This window comes from Grimontia sp. SpTr1 (assembly GCF_947387585.1).
Lineage (GTDB): Bacteria > Pseudomonadota > Gammaproteobacteria > Enterobacterales > Vibrionaceae > Enterovibrio > Enterovibrio indicus.
This window is the reverse complement of the sequence record NZ_CANDOD010000017.1, coordinates 111,669-128,974: the sequence shown is the minus strand read 5'-3', so window position 1 is coordinate 128,974 and position 17,306 is coordinate 111,669. Positions and strand designations below refer to the sequence as shown.

The 17,306-nt window shown below is 48.2% G+C and carries 16 protein-coding genes and 1 riboswitch; of the genes, 11 read left to right on the top strand and 5 right to left on the bottom strand.

The annotated features are described in order from the left end of the window. Positions 1–60: 60 nt before the first annotated feature. Positions 61–196, top strand: a riboswitch (molybdenum cofactor riboswitch). From moaA to moaE, 5 genes are all read left to right on the top strand, one after another. Beyond that, a complete protein-coding gene (gene moaA / locus QL223_RS20615) occupies positions 185–1,171 on the top strand; it encodes a GTP 3',8-cyclase MoaA (protein ID WP_002541951.1) in 987 nt (328 codons plus the stop codon). It overlaps the preceding riboswitch by 12 nt. Positions 1,172–1,208: 37 nt before the next feature. Then, entirely contained in the window at positions 1,209–1,721 is a 513-nt protein-coding gene (gene moaB / locus QL223_RS20610) for a molybdenum cofactor biosynthesis protein B (protein ID WP_002541950.1), read from the top strand. A gap of 3 nt (positions 1,722–1,724) precedes the next feature. Beyond that, on the top strand, positions 1,725–2,204 hold the full coding sequence (gene moaC, locus QL223_RS20605) for a cyclic pyranopterin monophosphate synthase MoaC (protein ID WP_039850558.1): 480 nt from the start codon (positions 1,725–1,727) through the stop codon (positions 2,202–2,204). Further along, entirely contained in the window at positions 2,201–2,446 is a 246-nt protein-coding gene (moaD, locus tag QL223_RS20600; protein WP_002541946.1) for a molybdopterin synthase sulfur carrier subunit, read from the top strand. Before moaC ends, moaD begins: the two co-directional genes overlap by 4 nt. Before the next feature lie 3 nt (positions 2,447–2,449). Then, positions 2,450–2,890, top strand: a complete 441-nt coding sequence (gene moaE, locus QL223_RS20595; RefSeq protein WP_046307874.1) for a molybdopterin synthase catalytic subunit MoaE — start codon at positions 2,450–2,452, stop codon at positions 2,888–2,890. A gap of 77 nt (positions 2,891–2,967) precedes the next feature. Here the strand turns inward: moaE and QL223_RS20590 are convergent, their stop codons facing one another. Beyond that, the gene (locus QL223_RS20590) at positions 2,968–5,484 is read right to left on the bottom strand and encodes a glycosyl hydrolase family 18 protein (protein ID WP_281545809.1); all 2,517 of its coding nucleotides are present in this window, start codon (positions 5,482–5,484) and stop codon (positions 2,968–2,970) included. A gap of 789 nt (positions 5,485–6,273) precedes the next feature. On the opposite strand from QL223_RS20590, the gene QL223_RS20585 reads away from it, so the two are divergent. From QL223_RS20585 to oppF, 6 genes are all read left to right on the top strand, one after another. After that, positions 6,274–6,432 (top strand): hypothetical protein, encoded by a 159-nt coding sequence (locus QL223_RS20585; RefSeq protein WP_281545808.1) that lies wholly within the window; start codon positions 6,274–6,276, stop codon positions 6,430–6,432. Positions 6,433–7,086: 654 nt separating this feature from the next. Continuing rightward, positions 7,087–8,727: an ABC transporter substrate-binding protein gene (locus tag QL223_RS20580; RefSeq protein ID WP_002539136.1), complete on the top strand. Its 1,641-nt coding sequence runs from the start codon at positions 7,087–7,089 to the stop codon at positions 8,725–8,727. A gap of 72 nt (positions 8,728–8,799) precedes the next feature. Beyond that, the gene (oppB, locus tag QL223_RS20575; RefSeq protein WP_002539138.1) at positions 8,800–9,723 is read left to right on the top strand and encodes an oligopeptide ABC transporter permease OppB; all 924 of its coding nucleotides are present in this window, start codon (positions 8,800–8,802) and stop codon (positions 9,721–9,723) included. 13 nt (positions 9,724–9,736) lie between these two features. Then, positions 9,737–10,648, top strand: coding sequence for an oligopeptide ABC transporter permease OppC (oppC, locus tag QL223_RS20570; RefSeq protein ID WP_281545816.1), 912 nt, complete (start codon positions 9,737–9,739; stop codon positions 10,646–10,648). A gap of 9 nt (positions 10,649–10,657) precedes the next feature. Beyond that, positions 10,658–11,623, top strand: coding sequence for an ABC transporter ATP-binding protein (locus tag QL223_RS20565; protein ID WP_281545807.1), 966 nt, complete (start codon positions 10,658–10,660; stop codon positions 11,621–11,623). Continuing rightward, complete coding sequence (gene oppF, locus QL223_RS20560) at positions 11,623–12,618, top strand: murein tripeptide/oligopeptide ABC transporter ATP binding protein OppF (RefSeq protein WP_281545806.1); 996 nt, start codon at positions 11,623–11,625, stop codon at positions 12,616–12,618. The genes QL223_RS20565 and oppF overlap by 1 nt, the downstream gene beginning before the upstream one ends. 226 nt (positions 12,619–12,844) lie before the next feature. On the opposite strand, the gene QL223_RS20555 is transcribed toward oppF, so the two are convergent. The 4 genes from QL223_RS20555 to mnmA all read right to left on the bottom strand — a co-directional run bounded on the left by QL223_RS20555 (position 12,845) and on the right by mnmA (position 17,235). After that, positions 12,845–13,978: a cupin domain-containing protein gene (locus QL223_RS20555; RefSeq protein ID WP_281545805.1), complete on the bottom strand. Its 1,134-nt coding sequence runs from the start codon at positions 13,976–13,978 to the stop codon at positions 12,845–12,847. A gap of 117 nt (positions 13,979–14,095) precedes the next feature. Beyond that, positions 14,096–15,466 (bottom strand): adenylosuccinate lyase, encoded by a 1,371-nt coding sequence (purB, locus tag QL223_RS20550; protein WP_062714054.1) that lies wholly within the window; start codon positions 15,464–15,466, stop codon positions 14,096–14,098. A gap of 22 nt (positions 15,467–15,488) precedes the next feature. Next, the gene (gene hflD / locus QL223_RS20545; RefSeq protein WP_281545804.1) at positions 15,489–16,109 is read right to left on the bottom strand and encodes a high frequency lysogenization protein HflD; all 621 of its coding nucleotides are present in this window, start codon (positions 16,107–16,109) and stop codon (positions 15,489–15,491) included. Between the two features lie 13 nt (positions 16,110–16,122). After that, entirely contained in the window at positions 16,123–17,235 is a 1,113-nt protein-coding gene (gene mnmA, locus QL223_RS20540; RefSeq protein ID WP_046305232.1) for a tRNA 2-thiouridine(34) synthase MnmA, read from the bottom strand. Positions 17,236–17,306: the final 71 nt, after the last annotated feature.

The following is a 17,306-nucleotide window of genomic DNA, read 5'->3' as shown; positions in this document are numbered from 1 at the left end:
AGATAAATTTTGCTAGATTATGCATAAAGCTCCGGTCTTATTGTTATCAATGACAATACCGGACGCAGGTAACTCCGAAGCCTATCTCGCTAAGTTCGCCAGAATATGCGGGTTAGGCCGTGACCCTGAGTCACCAGGGCGGCCATAGAAATGTGTCCGTCTCCCGTATTTGGAAAGGTGTTTCGTGGCTGTTCAATTTGAAGATTCCTTCAATCGCAAGTTTTATTACTTGAGGTTGTCTATTACTGATGTCTGTAACTTCCGTTGCACGTATTGTTTGCCGGACGGTTATAAGCCTACGCAAAAAAACTCAAGCTTCCTGACGTTGGATGAGCTTCATCGCGTGGTAGCTGCGTTTGCTGATTGTGGTACCTCTAAAGTGCGTATCACGGGCGGGGAACCCACGCTGCGCAAAGATTTCACTGACATTGTTTCGATGATCTCCGCGCAGAAGGGCATTGAGAAAATTGCCATGACAACCAATGGCTATCGTCTTGAGAAGTATGCACAGGAATGGCATAAGGCGGGTCTGACTAATATCAACGTCAGTGTTGATAGTCTTGATCCTCGTATGTTCCATCAGATCACCGGTGAGAATAAATTCCATCAGGTGATGCGTGGTATTGATGCCGCTTTCGATGCGGGGTTTGAGCAGGTAAAGGTCAACGCTGTGTTGCTGAAAGACCTGAACAGCGGAGAGTTACCCGCCTTTCTGAATTGGATAAAAGATAAGCCAATCCAACTACGATTCATCGAGTTGATGCAAACGGGCGAGATGAATTCCCTGTTTGAGAATCACCACGTGTCTGGTGTGTCTATCCGAAATCACTTGATCGCTAATGGTTGGATTATGAAGGTCCGCAATCAAAGCGATGGTCCAGCAGAGGTATTCTGCCATCCAGACTATACCGGTGAGATTGGTCTCATCATGCCATACAAGAAAGATTTCTGTGATTCTTGCAATCGTCTCCGCGTCTCTGCCGTGGGCAAGCTCCACATGTGCTTGTTTGGTGATTACGGTGTCGAACTCCGTGACTTGCTTCAGGACGATACGCAGGAAAAGGCGCTGATTGCACGTATTCAGAACGCTTTGGCAAACAAAAAGCAAAGTCATTTTCTAGATCAGGGGCACACAGGCATGACGCCGCACCTGGCTTCTATCGGCGGATAACGCCGTTCAAGACATCATTCATTGAGGTTCAAATTTTATGGGTCACGCTGTTACTGAGTTTTCCCCTGCAAAAATTGCAGTTCTGACTGTTTCCGACACTCGCACTGAAGAAAACGATACGTCAGGCAAGTTCCTGGTTGATGCGCTGCAAGATGCGGGTCATCAACTGGCGGATAAAAAAATCGTTATTGATGACATTTACAAGATCCGCGCGATTGTTTCCCAGTGGATTGCTGACGAAAACGTACAGGCTGTGTTGATCACTGGTGGTACTGGGTTTACCTCCCGCGACAGCACGCCAGAGGCGCTGAAACCACTTTTCGACAAAGAAGTGGAAGGTTTTGGTGAGCTGTTTCGCGCGATTTCTTACCAAGAAATTGGCACGTCAACCATTCAGTCTCGCGCGATTGCCGGTTTTGCTAACCACACTGTCATTTTTGGGATGCCAGGTTCAACAGGGGCATGCCGCACTGGTTGGAATGGCATTATTAAGCAGCAGTTGGATGCGAGCCATCGTCCATGTAACTTCATGCCGCACTTAGGTAAATAGTTCATGAGCGGCTTTACACATATTAATGCCTCTGGAGAGGCAAACATGGTGGATGTTTCCGCGAAAGCGGAAACGGTTCGAGAGGCACGCGCGGAAGCATTTGTGACCATGGCGGCGGATACACTGGCGCTAATTGTTTCAGGCAAGCACCACAAAGGTGATGTGTTCGCAACTGCACGTATAGCCGGCATTCAAGCTGCTAAGCGCACATGGGACTTGATTCCTCTTTGTCATCCTTTGATGTTGTCGAAAGTGGAAGTATCACTGGAGGCTTTGCCAGAAACTTCGCAGGTGCGTATCGAATCGGTTTGTAAGCTTTCCGGTAAAACAGGTGTTGAAATGGAAGCGTTGACGGCTGCTTCAGTGGCAGCACTGACAATCTACGACATGTGTAAGGCTGTGCAAAAAGACATGGTTATCAGTCAGGTTCGTCTGCTGGAAAAAACAGGCGGCAAATCAGGACACTTTAAGGTGGAAGGATGATTCAGGTACTCTTTTTTGCGCAAGTTAAAGAGCTTGTCGGTACGGCATCACTGACACTGGAAGGTGAATTCCAGTCAGCGGAAGAAATCCGCACGCATCTTGCCGCAAAAGGCGACAAATGGGCTCTTGCTCTAGAGCAGGGTAAGCTTCTGGTAGCAATCAACCAGACCATTTCTGAGTTGTCATCGCCAGTGAAAGCAGGTGACGAGGTTGCCTTTTTCCCACCGGTGACCGGAGGCTGATAAATGATCTCGGTACAAGAACAGGATTTCTCCGTCGCAGAAGAATACCAGCGATTGAATGATCATGCTGGCGATGGCGCTATCGTGACCTTCATCGGCAAAGTTCGCGACATGAATCTTGGCGACAATGTCACGGGTCTGACCCTGGAGCATTACCCGGGCATGACGGAAAAGTCCTTGGCTGAGATTGTTGAGCAAGCCAAGTCACGATGGCCGCTGACACATGTTCGTGTTATCCACCGTGTAGGTGCCCTAGATATCGGTGACCAAATTGTGTTTGTGGGTGTTTCCAGTGCGCACCGTGGCGCTGCGTTTGAAGCATGTGAGTTTGTGATGGATTACCTGAAAACCAAAGCGCCATTCTGGAAAAAAGAACGCCTGACTGATCAAGAGCGCTGGATTGAAGCGCGAGACAGTGATGAGGATGCAGCAAAGCGCTGGTAGTTATTATTAGGCTTCATTTAAACAAAGAAAGGGATGCAAATGCATCCCTTTTTCTTTCTAGTGGTTATAGGTTCAGATTACTGGCAGCTTGCCGCGCCCAGTTCTTTCCAAACACCCCATTGGCCAGTTGTGCCAGGTTCTTCGTTGGTGGTCCACCACTTGGCAGAGTACTCAACACCTTTATGAGTCACAACGTCACCTGAGTTGTAAACGGTACCTTTCGCCCAAGCGTTAGGACAAGTCACTACAGGCTCATCTTTCGCGACGACAACCGATACGGTTGCAGAGTCGGTCAGTTTGCCATCTGATACGGTCACTGAGAATGTCAGTGTTGTATCTACTGAGTAGCTACCCGCGGTGAAAGTCAGTGAAGCGCCGTTTTGTGCTGCAGTCACACCCGCTGGAACATCCCAGGTATAAGTCAGTGCATCATTGTTTGCGTCGCTTGAACCGCTAGCATCCACCAGAACCACATCACCTGCATTCGCTGTAGCTGGTGCTGTCAGCACTGCTACTGGTGCTTCGTTGACTGGATCAACAACTTTTGCTTTAGCAGTCACCACAACGGTATCGGTTGCGGTTGCGCCTTCATTGTCTGTTACAGTCAGTGAGAACACGAACTGGGTATCAGTAGTCACGGCTGGGATATCCGCAGATGCGGTTGCAGTGCTTGCGCCAGTCAGTGTAACTGAAGGGCCTGAAGTTTGTTTCCAGCTGTACGAAACAACTTGTCCGTCAGTATCTTTCGACGCTGAGCCATCAAGCGCTACAGTACCCGCTGCGTTAACGGTAACATCGGCGCCAGCATTGGCGACAGGTGCTTTGTTAACAGGGTCAACAGGGCCACCTTTAAGTGACTCTTGCATTGCGTTCAGGATATCACCGTTGTCTGCATCGATTTCCCAAGCAAACAGACCCGCGAAGTTGTTTTGGCGGACGTAGGCACCTTTAGCCATCACAGAGCGCTTGTTGTCGTAAGTGACAAGATCACCGTTTGATGGATCCCAGGCCCAAGGTGCTTCAGCTTGTTCATCATAACCAAGAACAACACCAGCTTTGTTCTCGTAGTCAGTCACGATATCTTTGTAATCGATAACACCCGCTTCCCAAGAACCCGCAATTTTGCCGTTACCTACACCCGTCATTGGGTTAGTTGGATCTGACATGCTTGCTTCAGTTACACCTGTCCAGCCACGGCCGTACATCGCTGCACCAATAACCAATTTTTCAGGTGGAACGCCTTTTTCAAGCAGCAGATTTACGCCGTTTTTCGTAGTGTATGCAGGGCCTTTACGTGGTTTACCTTCTGCATCGACACCTTTACCTGCACACTCGTCAGCAGACATATGGCTGCCACAATCCAGTGCTGCCTGGTGACCTACAACATTGTTCCAACCACCGTAGTAGTCATAAGTCATGGCGAAGATGTAATCCATATAAGGAACAGCATCTACATAGTTAACATTGGCAATCTTGTCGTAGCCAACACCAACCGCTGAGGTCAGTTCGTACGTGCGGCCAGTTTCAGCAGAAAGCTCGTCCAGCATTGCACGTAGTTCTTGCATCAGTACCGCGTAAGTGTCGCCATCTTTCGCCGGGTCGCCTAGGTTCGGGTTAGCACCCAGACCGCCTGGGTATTCCCAGTCGATGTCTACGCCGTCATAGAATTTCCAGGTTTGCAGGAATTTCTTCACCGAAGCCACAAACTTGTCACGCTTAGCTTTATCGCCAAACTCGTAGAATGGGTCAGACAGTGTCCAGCCGCCGATAGAAGGCAGGATTTTCAGATCAGGGTAACGCTGTTTCAGCGCCATGATCTGGCCATAGGTGCCTTTGTAAGAAGAAGAGTAGCTCTGGCCTGATTGCGGGTGAGGCATTTGAACTGCCGCCCAAGGGTCGTGAATAACGACTTCGTAATCTGGTAAGCCAGCACATGCTCGGTTCAATGCAGCCAGCGGGCCATCATCAAGAGAAGGGTTGTTACCACAAATTGGCACGAAGCCATAAATGATGTGAGTCAGATTTTGCGCTGGAATTTTGTCTACTGGGAATTTGCGACCGTAAACGCCCCACTCAACAAAGTATGCACCAACAACAGTGTTTGCTGGCGTGGTGTAGTTACCATTGTTAGGGTCAACGTTCATTGGCAGTGGATCAAGGTGGCTGCCATCTGTGTCTGCAACAACAATCTGTTTTGGTGCACTTTGGGTACAAGCTTGCGCAGCACCAGTACCGCTACACAGCTCTACTACCATGTCATATTTGCCGCCTTTAGCGACCTGTACAATGGCAGATTCTTTCTGGCTGGCAGATGGAGTGACTGACGCTTCATGAGCAACTTGGCCGTTAAGGAGTACTCGCCAAGTATCACCTGGTTCACCGGACCAGCGATCCCATGAAACCGGTACTTCTGCGTAAGGTTTTACAGTTACCAAGTCTTTATAAGCCGTCGCCGCATCACTGACTTCGATAATCGCAAAGTTTGTTTCACCCCAAGCAATAATGGGTGCGCCAGGTGCCGCCATGACTGGCGCGGCGGTAGCACTGGCGATAGAGGCTGCAAGTAGCCCCTTTAGAAAAGCCCGTTTGTTCATCTTAATATCCCTCGAAAATTTATTGCGAGAATTATCTATTCATCGCATCAATATGAGCCAATCTGCGCTGACTCTGTCCTGATACTTGGTAAGAAACGGATTTAAAGCAAAATCAGAGGGTAAGGAATTAGAGGTGTGGAAGATAAAAAAGTAATGAGCTCGTTACATTGCGGATTGTTTTTGAACAGGTCATCACAAAAATCGCTCACTTTATCGTCTTGGCGAATTAAGTTTGCAGGAAAAAAATAACCTCTCAGTAGAGAGGTTATTCATTTACATAATGAACTGTGTATCAACGGGTGCCTTTTGCTTTTTCTTCGTTTGCCTGCTTTTTGGCAGAAGGAATAAAGCCATGTCGGACGCGAGAGCACAGAGGTCTAGATTGGGAACCGGCAGGTCTCATTTTCGTGATCGTCTCTTTGTTTAATTGTTGATTAATTCTGGTTGTTGCACCTCAGTGCCGATAAAACAAACTTTCATTACATCGGTACAGAGACATAGTGCGCAATATTTAAGACTTTCACAATTCAATCTGTGTCACATCTCAAATTAGAACGAATAAATTCTAACCAGCATTTTTTTTATTACCGTACGTTATTAAAACATCATAATTTGTAGTGTTTTTCAGTACCTACGTGCTCGCATTCTCATTGTTTCAAATGTGGAGCGGGCGAGTGAGTAGGTTTTGCTACACTTTTATGGCTAGACCAGAGCACATGTCGTGTTTCTGGACTCACAAATATGCACCGCAGTAAGTGTGTCATAGTGGAATCAATCAGGAGGATCACAATGGGACATAGACGTATCAGCAACAAAAAGATGAAGCAGATGCTGCAGGAAGTTCTACCGGATGATGTTGTTCAGGGAAAAACTGGAACTCTCGTTGAAGGCAAAGAACAGAAAAGTGCTAATCAGGATCCTCTTCAAACACAAGATCAGCAAAAATAGCCAATTTCCCAACTCACAAGGTCAACAGACCTCAATAAGCCAGTTGATTCCAGCTGGCTTATTTATTCCCTTCGCGAATGTGCGACACATTCCTTGGCAACTTTGTCCAATATTTACCCAATAACAACTTATGTTATGCGGCGAAAATAGTTCAATAACTTTTTAAATCAACGAGTTGAAATTGTGGTTCTGTAAGTTGTTGATCTTTTTTGCTGAAGATTTCGTCGCTGAGAGGGTGTTTTTATTTAATTTTATTCAAGATGAGTGAATGTTTAAGCGTTTGATTGTTTTTTAAACAAGCCTTATTAACGATTTTTGTTGTAAAGGATACCGATAAAACCAGACTTTAATGCTTAAAAAATATGCTTTTTAGGCGATATCTACAATATTTCACTTTGATTGCATCTGAAGGTGAAGCATATGTTCAATGTAGTGCAATGAAATAGTGATAGATGCTGATAATGCTCGTTATGTTAGATATATGTGACTTTTTTTGTCGTTTTTGTGGCAAATTGCTTTGATGCTTGGTAATGTTCCAAACAATTCTCCGTAAAGAACCTATATTTTGTGGCGGTAAGCAGCTTAATTCGCTTCCCGTTTTATGGTCGCGGAGAGTGTCATGGATGCAACTGAAGGATAAATTGGAGTATCTGCATGTATAAGAACAAAATCACTCAGGCGCTGTTGCTTAGCGCTGGTATGGCAGTAGCCGCCACCTCTTTCACTGCGACTGCAGCTGACGTACCTGCCGGTGTGAAACTGTCACCTAAGCAAGAGCTCGTTCGTGGTAACGGTACCGAAGTGGCGTCTCTTGACCCACATAAAGTAGAAGGTGTGCCTGAGTCTCATGTATTGCGTGACCTGATGGAAGGTCTGGTCATTCAGGATGCCGTTGGTAACACAATTCCAGGTGTTGCTGAGTCATGGAGCACTGAAGATAACAAGACGTTCACTTTCAAAATCCGTAAAGATGCGAAGTGGTCTAACGGTGACCCAATTACAGCGCATGATTTCGAATACAGCTTTAAGCGTGTCGTTGATCCAAACACCGCGTCTCCTTACGCTTGGTACATCGAAAAAACCCAGATGAAAGGCGCGAAAGACATTATCGCCGGGAAAAAATCGATTGAAGAGCTGGGTGTTAAAGCGATTGATGATCAAACCCTGGTTGTCGAAACTGACGTTCCTTTGCCTTACTTCGTTAAGATGATGGCTCACACCACCATGTACCCAGTTCACAAGGGCACGGTTGAGAAACACGGTGATTCTTGGACTAAGCCTGGTAACTTCGTGGGTAACGGTGCATTTGTTCTGTCTGATTGGGTGGTGAACGAGAAGATCGTTCTTGAGCGCAACGAAAACTACTGGGACAACAAAGACACTGTTCTTGATCAGGTAACTTTCCTGCCAATCGAAAACCAGAATGCGGAAATGAACCGCTTCCTGTCTGGCGAAATCGATATCACATATGAAGTGCCTAACGAGCAGTTCCGCCGCCTGGCTAAGCAATACCCAGACAATGTCGTCGTTTCTCCAAGCCTGTGTACTTACTACTACGGCTTCAATACCCAGAAACCACCTTTTGATGATGTACGTGTTCGTAAGGCACTGTCTTACACTATCGACCGTGACATCATCACTAAAGCGATTCTTGGCCAAGGCCAGAAACCTGCTTACGCTTTGACTCACAGCGGCATCACTGGTTTTGCTCCAGAAGCACCTGAGTACGCGAAGATGACGCAGAAAGAGCGCATCGCTGAGGCTCAGAAGCTGCTGGCAGATGCAGGCTTCGGTTCTGGTAACCCGCTGGATTTCACACTGCTTTATAACACCAGTGAAAACCACAAGAAGATTGCAGTAGCGATTCAGTCTATGTGGAAAAAATCTCTGGGTAACTTCGTTAACGTAACGCTTGAAAACCAAGAGTGGAAAACGTACCTGGATAGCAGCAAGCAAGGCAACTTTGATGTTCGTCGTGCAGGCTGGTGTGCGGATTACAACGAAGCGTCTACTTTCTTGGTTATCGCGATGACCGAGAACGGTTCAAATGACCAGAAATATTCAAGTGAAGTGTTTGATAAAGCGATGAGCGATGCTATCCGCGTAGCGAAAGATGAAGCTGAGCGTAATGGATACTACGCGATTGCTGAAGCGCAGCTGGCTCAAGATATGCCTATCGCACCTATCTACCAATACGTACAACCTCGCTTGGTTGGAACGCACGTAGGTGGCTACCCAGACCAGAACCCGCAAGACAATATCTACTCGAAAGATATGTTCATCATCGCAGAATAATAATAGCGCCACTCCATGCGTCTGTGGCCAAGCTACAGACGCATGTTTTTTCGAACATAAGTAGGATGCTTTATGTTTAGATTGATTTTGACTCGTACACTGGAAGCGATACCAACTCTCTTGGTATTGATTACGATTTCCTTCTTTTTAATGCGTTTCGCGCCCGGAAATCCCTTTTCTTCGGAAAAAACATTGCCGCAAGAGGTAATGCAAAACATTAATGCCAAATACGGACTGGATAAGCCGTTGTTTGAGCAATACACCACCTATCTTGGCAACGTGGTACTGCGTGGTGACTTTGGTCCTTCTTTTAAATACAAAGACTATACCGTCAACGAACTGATCGCCTCTGCTCTGCCTGTTTCTGCAAAAGTAGGTTTTTATGCATTTATCGTGACCGTCATCATCGGGGTCACTGTCGGTACCATCGCCGCCTTGCGGCAAAACAGTTGGGTGGACTACCTCATCATGTCCACGTCGATGTTTGGGGTTGTGTTGCCGTCTTTCGTTCTTGCCCCAGTATTGATCTATATCTTTTCCATCGGCCTGGGTTGGCTCCCTGCTGGTGGTTGGAATGGCGGTGCCATCCAGTACATGATTCTGCCGATTGTTGCCATGTCGTTCCTGTATATCGCAACGTTTGCCCGTATTACACGTGGCAGCATGATTGAAACCTTGAACAGCAACTTCATCCGAACCGCGAAAGCGAAAGGCCTGAGCATGAGATACATCGTTATCAAGCACGCTCTGCGTCCAGCGCTCCTGCCGGTGGTCTCTTACATGGGGCCAGCGTTCGTGGGCATCATCACTGGCTCGGTGGTTATCGAAACCATCTTTGGTTTGCCAGGGATCGGAAAACTGTTCGTTAACGCAGCGTTCAACCGTGATTACTCGCTGGTTTTGGGTGTCACTATCCTGATTGGTGCGCTGTTTATTATCTTCAACGCTATCGTCGATATTCTTCTGGCGTGGCTGGATCCGAAGATTCGTTATTGAGGTTTGAATCATGATTTTAAAAAGAGAAGAAAATAACGAAGCTATCGAAAATTTCTCGGCGAAGCTGGAAGTAGAAGGTCGAAGCCTTTGGCAAGATGCGCGTATCCGATTCATGCGCAACAAAGCGGCAATGACCAGTCTGTTCATCCTGATGTGTATTACTGCATGGGTACTGATTGGCCCAATGTTTGCGACATACACTTTCGACGATACCGATTGGTATGCGATGCACGCTGCACCGTCTCTCGGCGAAGAAGGCCATATTTTTGGTACCGATGCGCTGGGTCGTGACATCTATGTCCGTACTCTGGTTGGTGGTCAAATCTCACTGATGGTAGGTCTGATGGGCGCCTTGGTGGCGGTTGTGATTGGTACCATTTACGGTGCAACGTCCGGCTACATTGGTGGTCGTACTGACCGTGTGATGATGCGTATCCTGGAAATTCTGAATGCGATTCCGTTCATGTTCCTGGTTATCGTATTGGTGACCTTCTTTGGCCGTAACATCTTCCTGATTTTTGTGGCTATCGGTGCCATTGCCTGGCTGGATATGGCACGTATCGTACGCGGCCAGACACTCAGCTTGCGTAACAAGGAATTCATTGAAGCGGCCCACGTATGTGGTGTTAGCACCAAGAATATTATCCTCCGTCATATCGTACCGAACGTGCTGGGTATCGTAGCGGTTTACTCAACCCTGCTTATCCCAACCATGATTCTCATTGAGTCATTCCTGAGCTTCCTTGGCTTAGGTGTTCAAGAGCCAATGACGAGCTGGGGCGCGCTGCTACAGGAAGGTTCTCAAACCATGGAACTGGCAATCTGGCAGTTGGCTTTCCCAACGCTGTTTATGGTCACCACACTGCTCTGCTTTAACTATGTGGGTGATGGTCTGCGTGACGCGCTGGATCCGAAGGATCGATAAGGAGGAAGTATGAGCCTGTTAGATGTAAAAGATCTGCGCGTAGAGTTTAAAACCCAGGATGGGTCTGTGACCGCAGTTAACGACCTGAACTTCTCACTCGATCGTGGCGAAACGCTGGGTATCGTCGGTGAGTCGGGTTCAGGTAAAAGTCAGACCGTGTTCTCTATCATGGGTTTGCTGGCGAAAAACGGCGTTGTTTCCGGCAGCGCAAAATTTGAAGGCAACGAGATCCTGAACCTTCCAGAGAAGGAATTGAACAAAATCCGCGCGGAACAAATCGCGATGATTTTCCAGGATCCAATGACCTCATTGAACCCGTTTATGAAAGTCAGCGATCAGCTGATGGAAGTTCTCATGCTTCATAAAGGCATGGGGAAAGCGGAAGCATTCGAAGAGTCTGTTCGCATGTTGGAAGCGGTGAAAATTCCTGAAGCGCGCAAGCGTATCACTATGTACCCGCATGAATTCTCAGGCGGTATGCGTCAGCGTGTGATGATTGCGATGGCGCTACTGTGCCGACCAAAACTGCTGATTGCTGATGAACCAACCACTGCCCTTGATGTGACCGTACAGGCACAGATCATGGAGCTGTTGAACGAGCTGAAATCAGAATTCAATACTGCCATCATCATGATCACCCACGATCTGGGCGTCGTCGCTGGCTCTTGTGACAAAGTGCTGGTCATGTACGCGGGCCGTACCATGGAATACGGTAAGGTCGATGAGATTTTTTACAAACCAAGCCACCCATACACAGAAGGACTATTAAAGGCGATTCCACGTCTGGATACGGAAGGTGAAATTCTACCGACTATTCCGGGCAACCCGCCAAACCTTCTGAAACTGCCAACGGGCTGTCCGTATCAGGACCGCTGCCATCGCGTTGGTGATCGTTGTAAGAGCGAATCGCCTATCCTGACGCCTTTTGCTGATGGACGTCTGCGTGCATGTTTTTCTGATCAGGAGGCTTGGTAATGGGTGCAATGGATAAAAAACTGCTACTGGATATTGAAGACCTGAAAGTGCACTTCAATATTGCGTCCAAGTCAGTATGGCCTTGGGCAAAGCCTACGGCATTGAAAGCCGTTGATGGCGTAGATATCAAGCTATATGAGGGTGAAACCTTAGGTGTCGTGGGCGAGTCAGGCTGTGGTAAATCCACCTTCGCCCGTGCTGTGATTGGTTTGGTGCAGGCGACGGAAGGTCAGGTTGTCTGGTTGGGTCAGGACTTGACCAAGCTGGAAGGGAACGACCTGCGTGAGAAGCGCAAAGAAATCCAGATGATTTTCCAGGACCCACTGGCATCCCTTAACCCACGTATGACTGTGGGGGATATCATCGCTGAGCCGCTGAAAACCTTCTATCCAGAACTGTCTAAGGATGAAGTGAAACAGCAGGTGCAGGCAATGATGACCCGTGTTGGTCTGCTGCCGAACGTGATTAACCGTTACCCGCATGAGTTTTCGGGTGGCCAGTGTCAGCGTATTGGTATTGCCCGTGCGCTTATCCTGAAACCTAAGCTGGTGATCTGTGACGAGCCGGTTTCTGCATTGGACGTGTCGATTCAGGCGCAGGTGGTGAACCTGCTGAAAGAACTGCAAAAAGAAATGGGCCTGAGCCTTATCTTTATTGCGCATGACCTTTCGGTAGTGAAGCACATTTCTGATCGCGTTCTGGTGATGTATCTGGGTAACGCTGTGGAACTCGCGGAAGGCAAGGAGCTTTTCGACAACCCGCAGCACCCGTATACCAAAGCCCTGATGTCTGCGGTTCCCGTACCGGATCCTGTGAAAGAGCGGAACAAAGAAATTCAACTGTTGGAAGGCGAGCTGCCTTCGCCGATGAACCCGCCTTCGGGTTGTGTATTCCGCACCCGTTGCCCTCAAGCAACAGACGCGTGTGCACAGACGAAACCAAGGCTGGCAGGGACGGATTTGCATTCTGTTTCATGTCTGCAGGTTCATCTTTAATACCAATCACAGTAGGTGGGTGATCAGAAATAGCGCAGGAAAAATGCTCGAGAGCAAGGCGAAAAATTTCGATAAGTAGTTATTCTACAATCAAATTTTCCAACGCAGTTATCGAGCATTTTAACAAGCTAGGATGAGCAGATATTTACTACGATTGGTATAACAGATATCTGATACGAAAAAGCCTTCCAAACGGAAGGCTTTTTTATTTCTATATTTCGGCGTATTAGGCTTGCGGGTACCACAATCCTTGATTGCAGAAATCAAGCAACAGTGCCAAAAGGGCAGGGTTGTTAGCGATTGCACCCAAATCTTCGCCCGAGAAGTATTCCATATCACAGAAGACCTTCGCCGCCGCTTCACAACCTTCTGGCAGTTCAATGGTTTCGCCGTTGATGAAAAGCAGTGAAGGATTGTTCTCATGGTACAACGCTTTAAGACCAGACACTTTTTCCAGATATAAACCGTCTTCCATAAACTGTTGAAGCTCATCAGATTGCCATGGTGGATCTGCTGGCATGATGTCTAGCTCGTGGCGAGACTGACTGAGTTGCTCACCCATCCATCGCGCTTTGGCATCTTCATCGTTGATCAGCTTCATCAGCATGTCGTTCAGCGCATTGTATTCTGCCGTTGGGATCATGCCGTGCTCATCACGGGTTTGAATATTCGGATCGTAGAAGTGCTTGTCACCCAATTCGTTGGTCAGCACGAAATCTGCAAAGCCGTTAAGAAGCTCTTGTTTCTTCGGCGAGCGATAACCTACTGAATAGCTGAGTGATACTTCAATAGTATTGCCTTCGTGCGGGAAGCCCGGCGGAATATACAGGATGTCACCTGGCTCAAGGATCTCGTCGATAATCGGGTCGAAGCCTTCAATCTGGCGGAGGCCAGTGTGGTGATTGGCATCTTTGTATTCGCCTTTATCACCGACACGCCAGCGACGCTTACCCATGCCCTGGCAGATAAACACGTCATATTGGTCAATGTGCGGACCCACGCCGCCTTCCGGCATAGACAGACAAACCATCACATCATCGAACAGCCAGTTCGGCAGACCGCGGAAAGGCTCTGACAACGCACGCGGCCCTGGATGCCAATGATTGGCTGCCTGCACGATCAGCTGGGAATGCGTGTCTGGGAAGCTTTCAAAGCTCTCAAATGGCCCATGTTGAACTTCCCAGTTACCATCCAGATTGGATACAAAGCGGGAATCGATTTCTTCTTCCATCGCCAGACCCGCTACTTCATCCGGGCTGATAGGATCTTCAAAATCGATGAAACCGTTTTTAATCACAACAGGCTCTTTGTGCCAGAAGCGGGTAAGGAAATCGTTCAGATCAAAATTTAACTGATACATAGTGGGATTGCTGTTTCTCGGGATTGGGGGCAATTATATACCCTTGGGTGTAGGAAGACAGACAAAATAAAAAGCCCGAATACTGGCGTATTCGGGCTTTCAGACTGAAATGCTGAATTACAGCGCGTCAGTCAGCTTGATTGCATCACCGATGTAGTTGGCTGGCGTCATCTCTTTCAGACGCGCTTTTTCATGCTCTGGCAGATCCAGGCCATCGATGAATGCACGCATACCTTCACCGTCTACACGCTTACCACGAGTCAGTTCTTTCAACTTCTCGTAAGGCTTCTCGATGCCGTAGCGACGCATTACGGTTTGTACCGGCTCGGCCAGTACTTCCCAGTTCTTGTCCAGCTCAGCTTCCAGCGCTTCACGGTTCACTTCCAGCTTGCTGATACCTTTCAGGGTAGAGGTGTAAGCGATGATCGCATAGCCTACGCCTACGCCCAGGTTACGCAGCACGGTTGAATCCGTCAGGTCACGCTGCCAGCGAGAAATTGGCAGTTTCTGTGCCAAGTGGCCGAATACTGCGTTCGCCAGACCCAGGTTACCTTCTGAGTTTTCGAAGTCGATTGGGTTAACTTTGTGCGGCATGGTTGAAGAGCCGATTTCACCTGCAATGGTCTTCTGCTTGAAGTGCCCCAGTGCGATGTAACCCCATACGTCACGGTCGAAATCGATCAGAATGGTGTTGAAGCGAGCAATCGCATCGAACAGCTCTGCGATGTAATCGTGCGGTTCGATTTGCGTGGTGTACGGGTTCCAGGTAACACCCAGGGATTCAGTGATGAACTCTTCGCTAAACTGGTGCCAGTCAACTTCTGGGTATGCAGACAGGTGTGCGTTGTAGTTACCTACGGCACCGTTGATTTTGCCCAGAATCTCAACACTTTCGATTTGCTTGTATTGACGTTCCATACGGTACGCCACGTTCGCCATTTCTTTACCCATAGTCGATGGAGAGGCTGGCTGGCCGTGGGTACGTGACAGAAGAGGAACATCGCGGTATTCAACAGCCAGTGCTTTAATCGCGTCAATCACGTTGCGGATTTCTGGCAGGATCACTTGCTCACGTGCTTCTTTCAGCATCAGAGCGTGAGAAGTATTGTTGATGTCTTCTGAGGTACATGCAAAGTGAATGAACTCATTAACCGCGTTCAACTCTGCATTGTCTGCAACTTTTTCTTTCAGGAAATACTCAACCGCTTTTACGTCGTGGTTGGTGGTACGCTCAATCTCTTTGATGCGCTGTGCATCTTCTTCGCTGAATTCTGCAGCGATTTTGTCGAGTAGTGCGTTTGCGTCTGCGCTGAATGCCGGTACTTCCTTGATGGCATCTGTTGCAGCCAGCTTCTGCAGCCAACGGACTTCTACGATAGTACGGTACTTCAGCAGACCAAATTCACTGAAGATAGAACGTAACGCAATCGTTTTCGTCCCGTAGCGGCCATCAACCGGTGAAACAGCTGTCAATGCTGACAGTTCCATGGGCTTTCTCCTGAATTAAATATTACGAATTTCTGGCTAGGATGATTTTGGCTTGCTCGATCATTTGCTTACGGCCAAAGATAAGGTGGCGACGTTTGCCCCCTACCTGACGCCAAAGCACTGCGCCACGGATACCTGCAAGCAACAGGGCGCGCACTTTGTGTTGTACGCCGGTTTGTTGCAGTTGGGTAGGGTTACCGGTTACCTGAATACGTGGGCCCAGCGGGCTGATGGTGTCGAGGTAAATACTGGCAAGGTTGCTGATCATTTGATCATCGAGCAGTTCAAAGTGTTGGACCTGACGCTGGACAGTTTCGATGCGATCCGAAAGCTGCGCAAGGCTGTCACGGCGACCGGACAGCTTGCGTTCCAACGCGAGGAGATTGATCAGATAACGGGTAAGCTCACTGCCACCCGGACTGTTATCTAATTCATTAATCAGTGTGTTCAAACCAATGGTGAGGTTTTCTTCGTTGCCGAAAACCTCCAAAGTTGAAGACGGATTCGTGAGGATAATACTGTTCAAGCTGGCACTGAGAGCGTCGTAATCACAACTTCCCTTGCGTGCTATCTCCTGAACCAGTTTGACGGATTGACAGATACCTGCGAACGCGATGGTACGATCAAACAAAGTATTAGCCACAGATGAGTGCTCCTTAAATACGCTGTTCGATGATGCCGCCACCCAGGCAAACATCACCGCTATAGAATACCGCTGATTGACCAGGAGTCACCGCTGATTGCGGTTCATCAAAAATCACTTTGATCTGGTCACCATCAATGGGTTCGATGGTACATGATATGTCTTGCTGGCGGTATCGCGTTTTTACGGTGCACTTCAATGGTTCGGTAATCGTTTCACGATCTACCCAATGTAGTTGACCTGCCACCAAGCCTTTTGAGAACAGGCGAGGGTGGTCGTGACCTTGAGCAACGATAAGAACGTTGCGTTCAACATCTTTATCAACCACATACCAAGGCGCTTCGTTGCCGTTGCCACCTTTTTGGCCACCGATGTGAAGACCTTTGCGCTGACCCAAAGTGTGGTACATCAGGCCTTGGTGTTCACCAATCTCGTCGCCATCAACGGTTTCAATGATGCCTGGCTGCGCCGGTAGGTACTTCGACAGAAAGTCTGTGAACTTGCGCTCACCGATAAAGCAAATGCCAGTGGAGTCCTTTTTCTTCGCGGTGATCAGATCTTGCTCTTCGGCAATGCGGCGAACTTCAGGCTTTTCCAAATCGCCAACCGGGAACAAACTGCGCGCGACTTGATCGTGGCTCAGTGTGTATAGGAAGTAGCTTTGGTCTTTGTTGCTATCAAGGCCACGAAGCATTTGTGCTTTTTCGCCTTCCTGGGTAGGGAAAGTGCGGCGCACATAGTGGCCCATCGCGATATAGTCAGCTTCCAGCACTTCATCGGCGAACTCGAGGAAGGCTTTGAATTTAATTTCTTTATTGCACAGGATATCCGGGTTCGGTGTACGACCTGCTTTGTATTCGGTCAGGAAGTGCTCGAACACGTTATCCCAGTACTCTGCGGCGAAGTTGATGGTGTGCAGGGTAATCCCCAGCTTGTCACACACGGCCTGTGCATCGGCCAGATCTTCCGCTGCCGAACAGTACTCGTCGTTATCATCTTCTTCCCAGTTTTTCATGAAAAGGCCTTCTACCTGATAGCCTTGTTGCTTCAGTAGGTAGGCGGACACTGAGGAATCGACGCCGCCGGACATACCGACAATAACTTTTTTGCTGCTGTTATCTGACATGACGAAATTTCTAGCTCCAATAAAATCGGGGGCAGAGTTTAACAGAAACCTTTACGCGGTTACAGATGAGA

Coding starts and splice junctions, on each gene's coding strand:
- moaB (WP_002541950.1), top strand. CDS start 1,209: ATGGGTCACGCTGTTACTGAGTTTTCCCCTGCAAAAATTGCAGTTCTG.
- moaC (WP_039850558.1), top strand. CDS start 1,725: ATGAGCGGCTTTACACATATTAATGCCTCTGGAGAGGCAAACATGGTG.
- moaD (WP_002541946.1), top strand. CDS start 2,201: ATGATTCAGGTACTCTTTTTTGCGCAAGTTAAAGAGCTTGTCGGTACG.
- moaE (WP_046307874.1), top strand. CDS start 2,450: ATGATCTCGGTACAAGAACAGGATTTCTCCGTCGCAGAAGAATACCAG.
- QL223_RS20590 (WP_281545809.1), bottom strand. CDS start 5,484: ATGAACAAACGGGCTTTTCTAAAGGGGCTACTTGCAGCCTCTATCGCC.
- QL223_RS20585 (WP_281545808.1), top strand. CDS start 6,274: ATGGGACATAGACGTATCAGCAACAAAAAGATGAAGCAGATGCTGCAG.
- QL223_RS20580 (WP_002539136.1), top strand. CDS start 7,087: ATGTATAAGAACAAAATCACTCAGGCGCTGTTGCTTAGCGCTGGTATG.
- oppB (WP_002539138.1), top strand. CDS start 8,800: ATGTTTAGATTGATTTTGACTCGTACACTGGAAGCGATACCAACTCTC.
- QL223_RS20565 (WP_281545807.1), top strand. CDS start 10,658: ATGAGCCTGTTAGATGTAAAAGATCTGCGCGTAGAGTTTAAAACCCAG.
- oppF (WP_281545806.1), top strand. CDS start 11,623: ATGGGTGCAATGGATAAAAAACTGCTACTGGATATTGAAGACCTGAAA.
- QL223_RS20555 (WP_281545805.1), bottom strand. CDS start 13,978: ATGTATCAGTTAAATTTTGATCTGAACGATTTCCTTACCCGCTTCTGG.
- purB (WP_062714054.1), bottom strand. CDS start 15,466: ATGGAACTGTCAGCATTGACAGCTGTTTCACCGGTTGATGGCCGCTAC.
- mnmA (WP_046305232.1), bottom strand. CDS start 17,235: ATGTCAGATAACAGCAGCAAAAAAGTTATTGTCGGTATGTCCGGCGGC.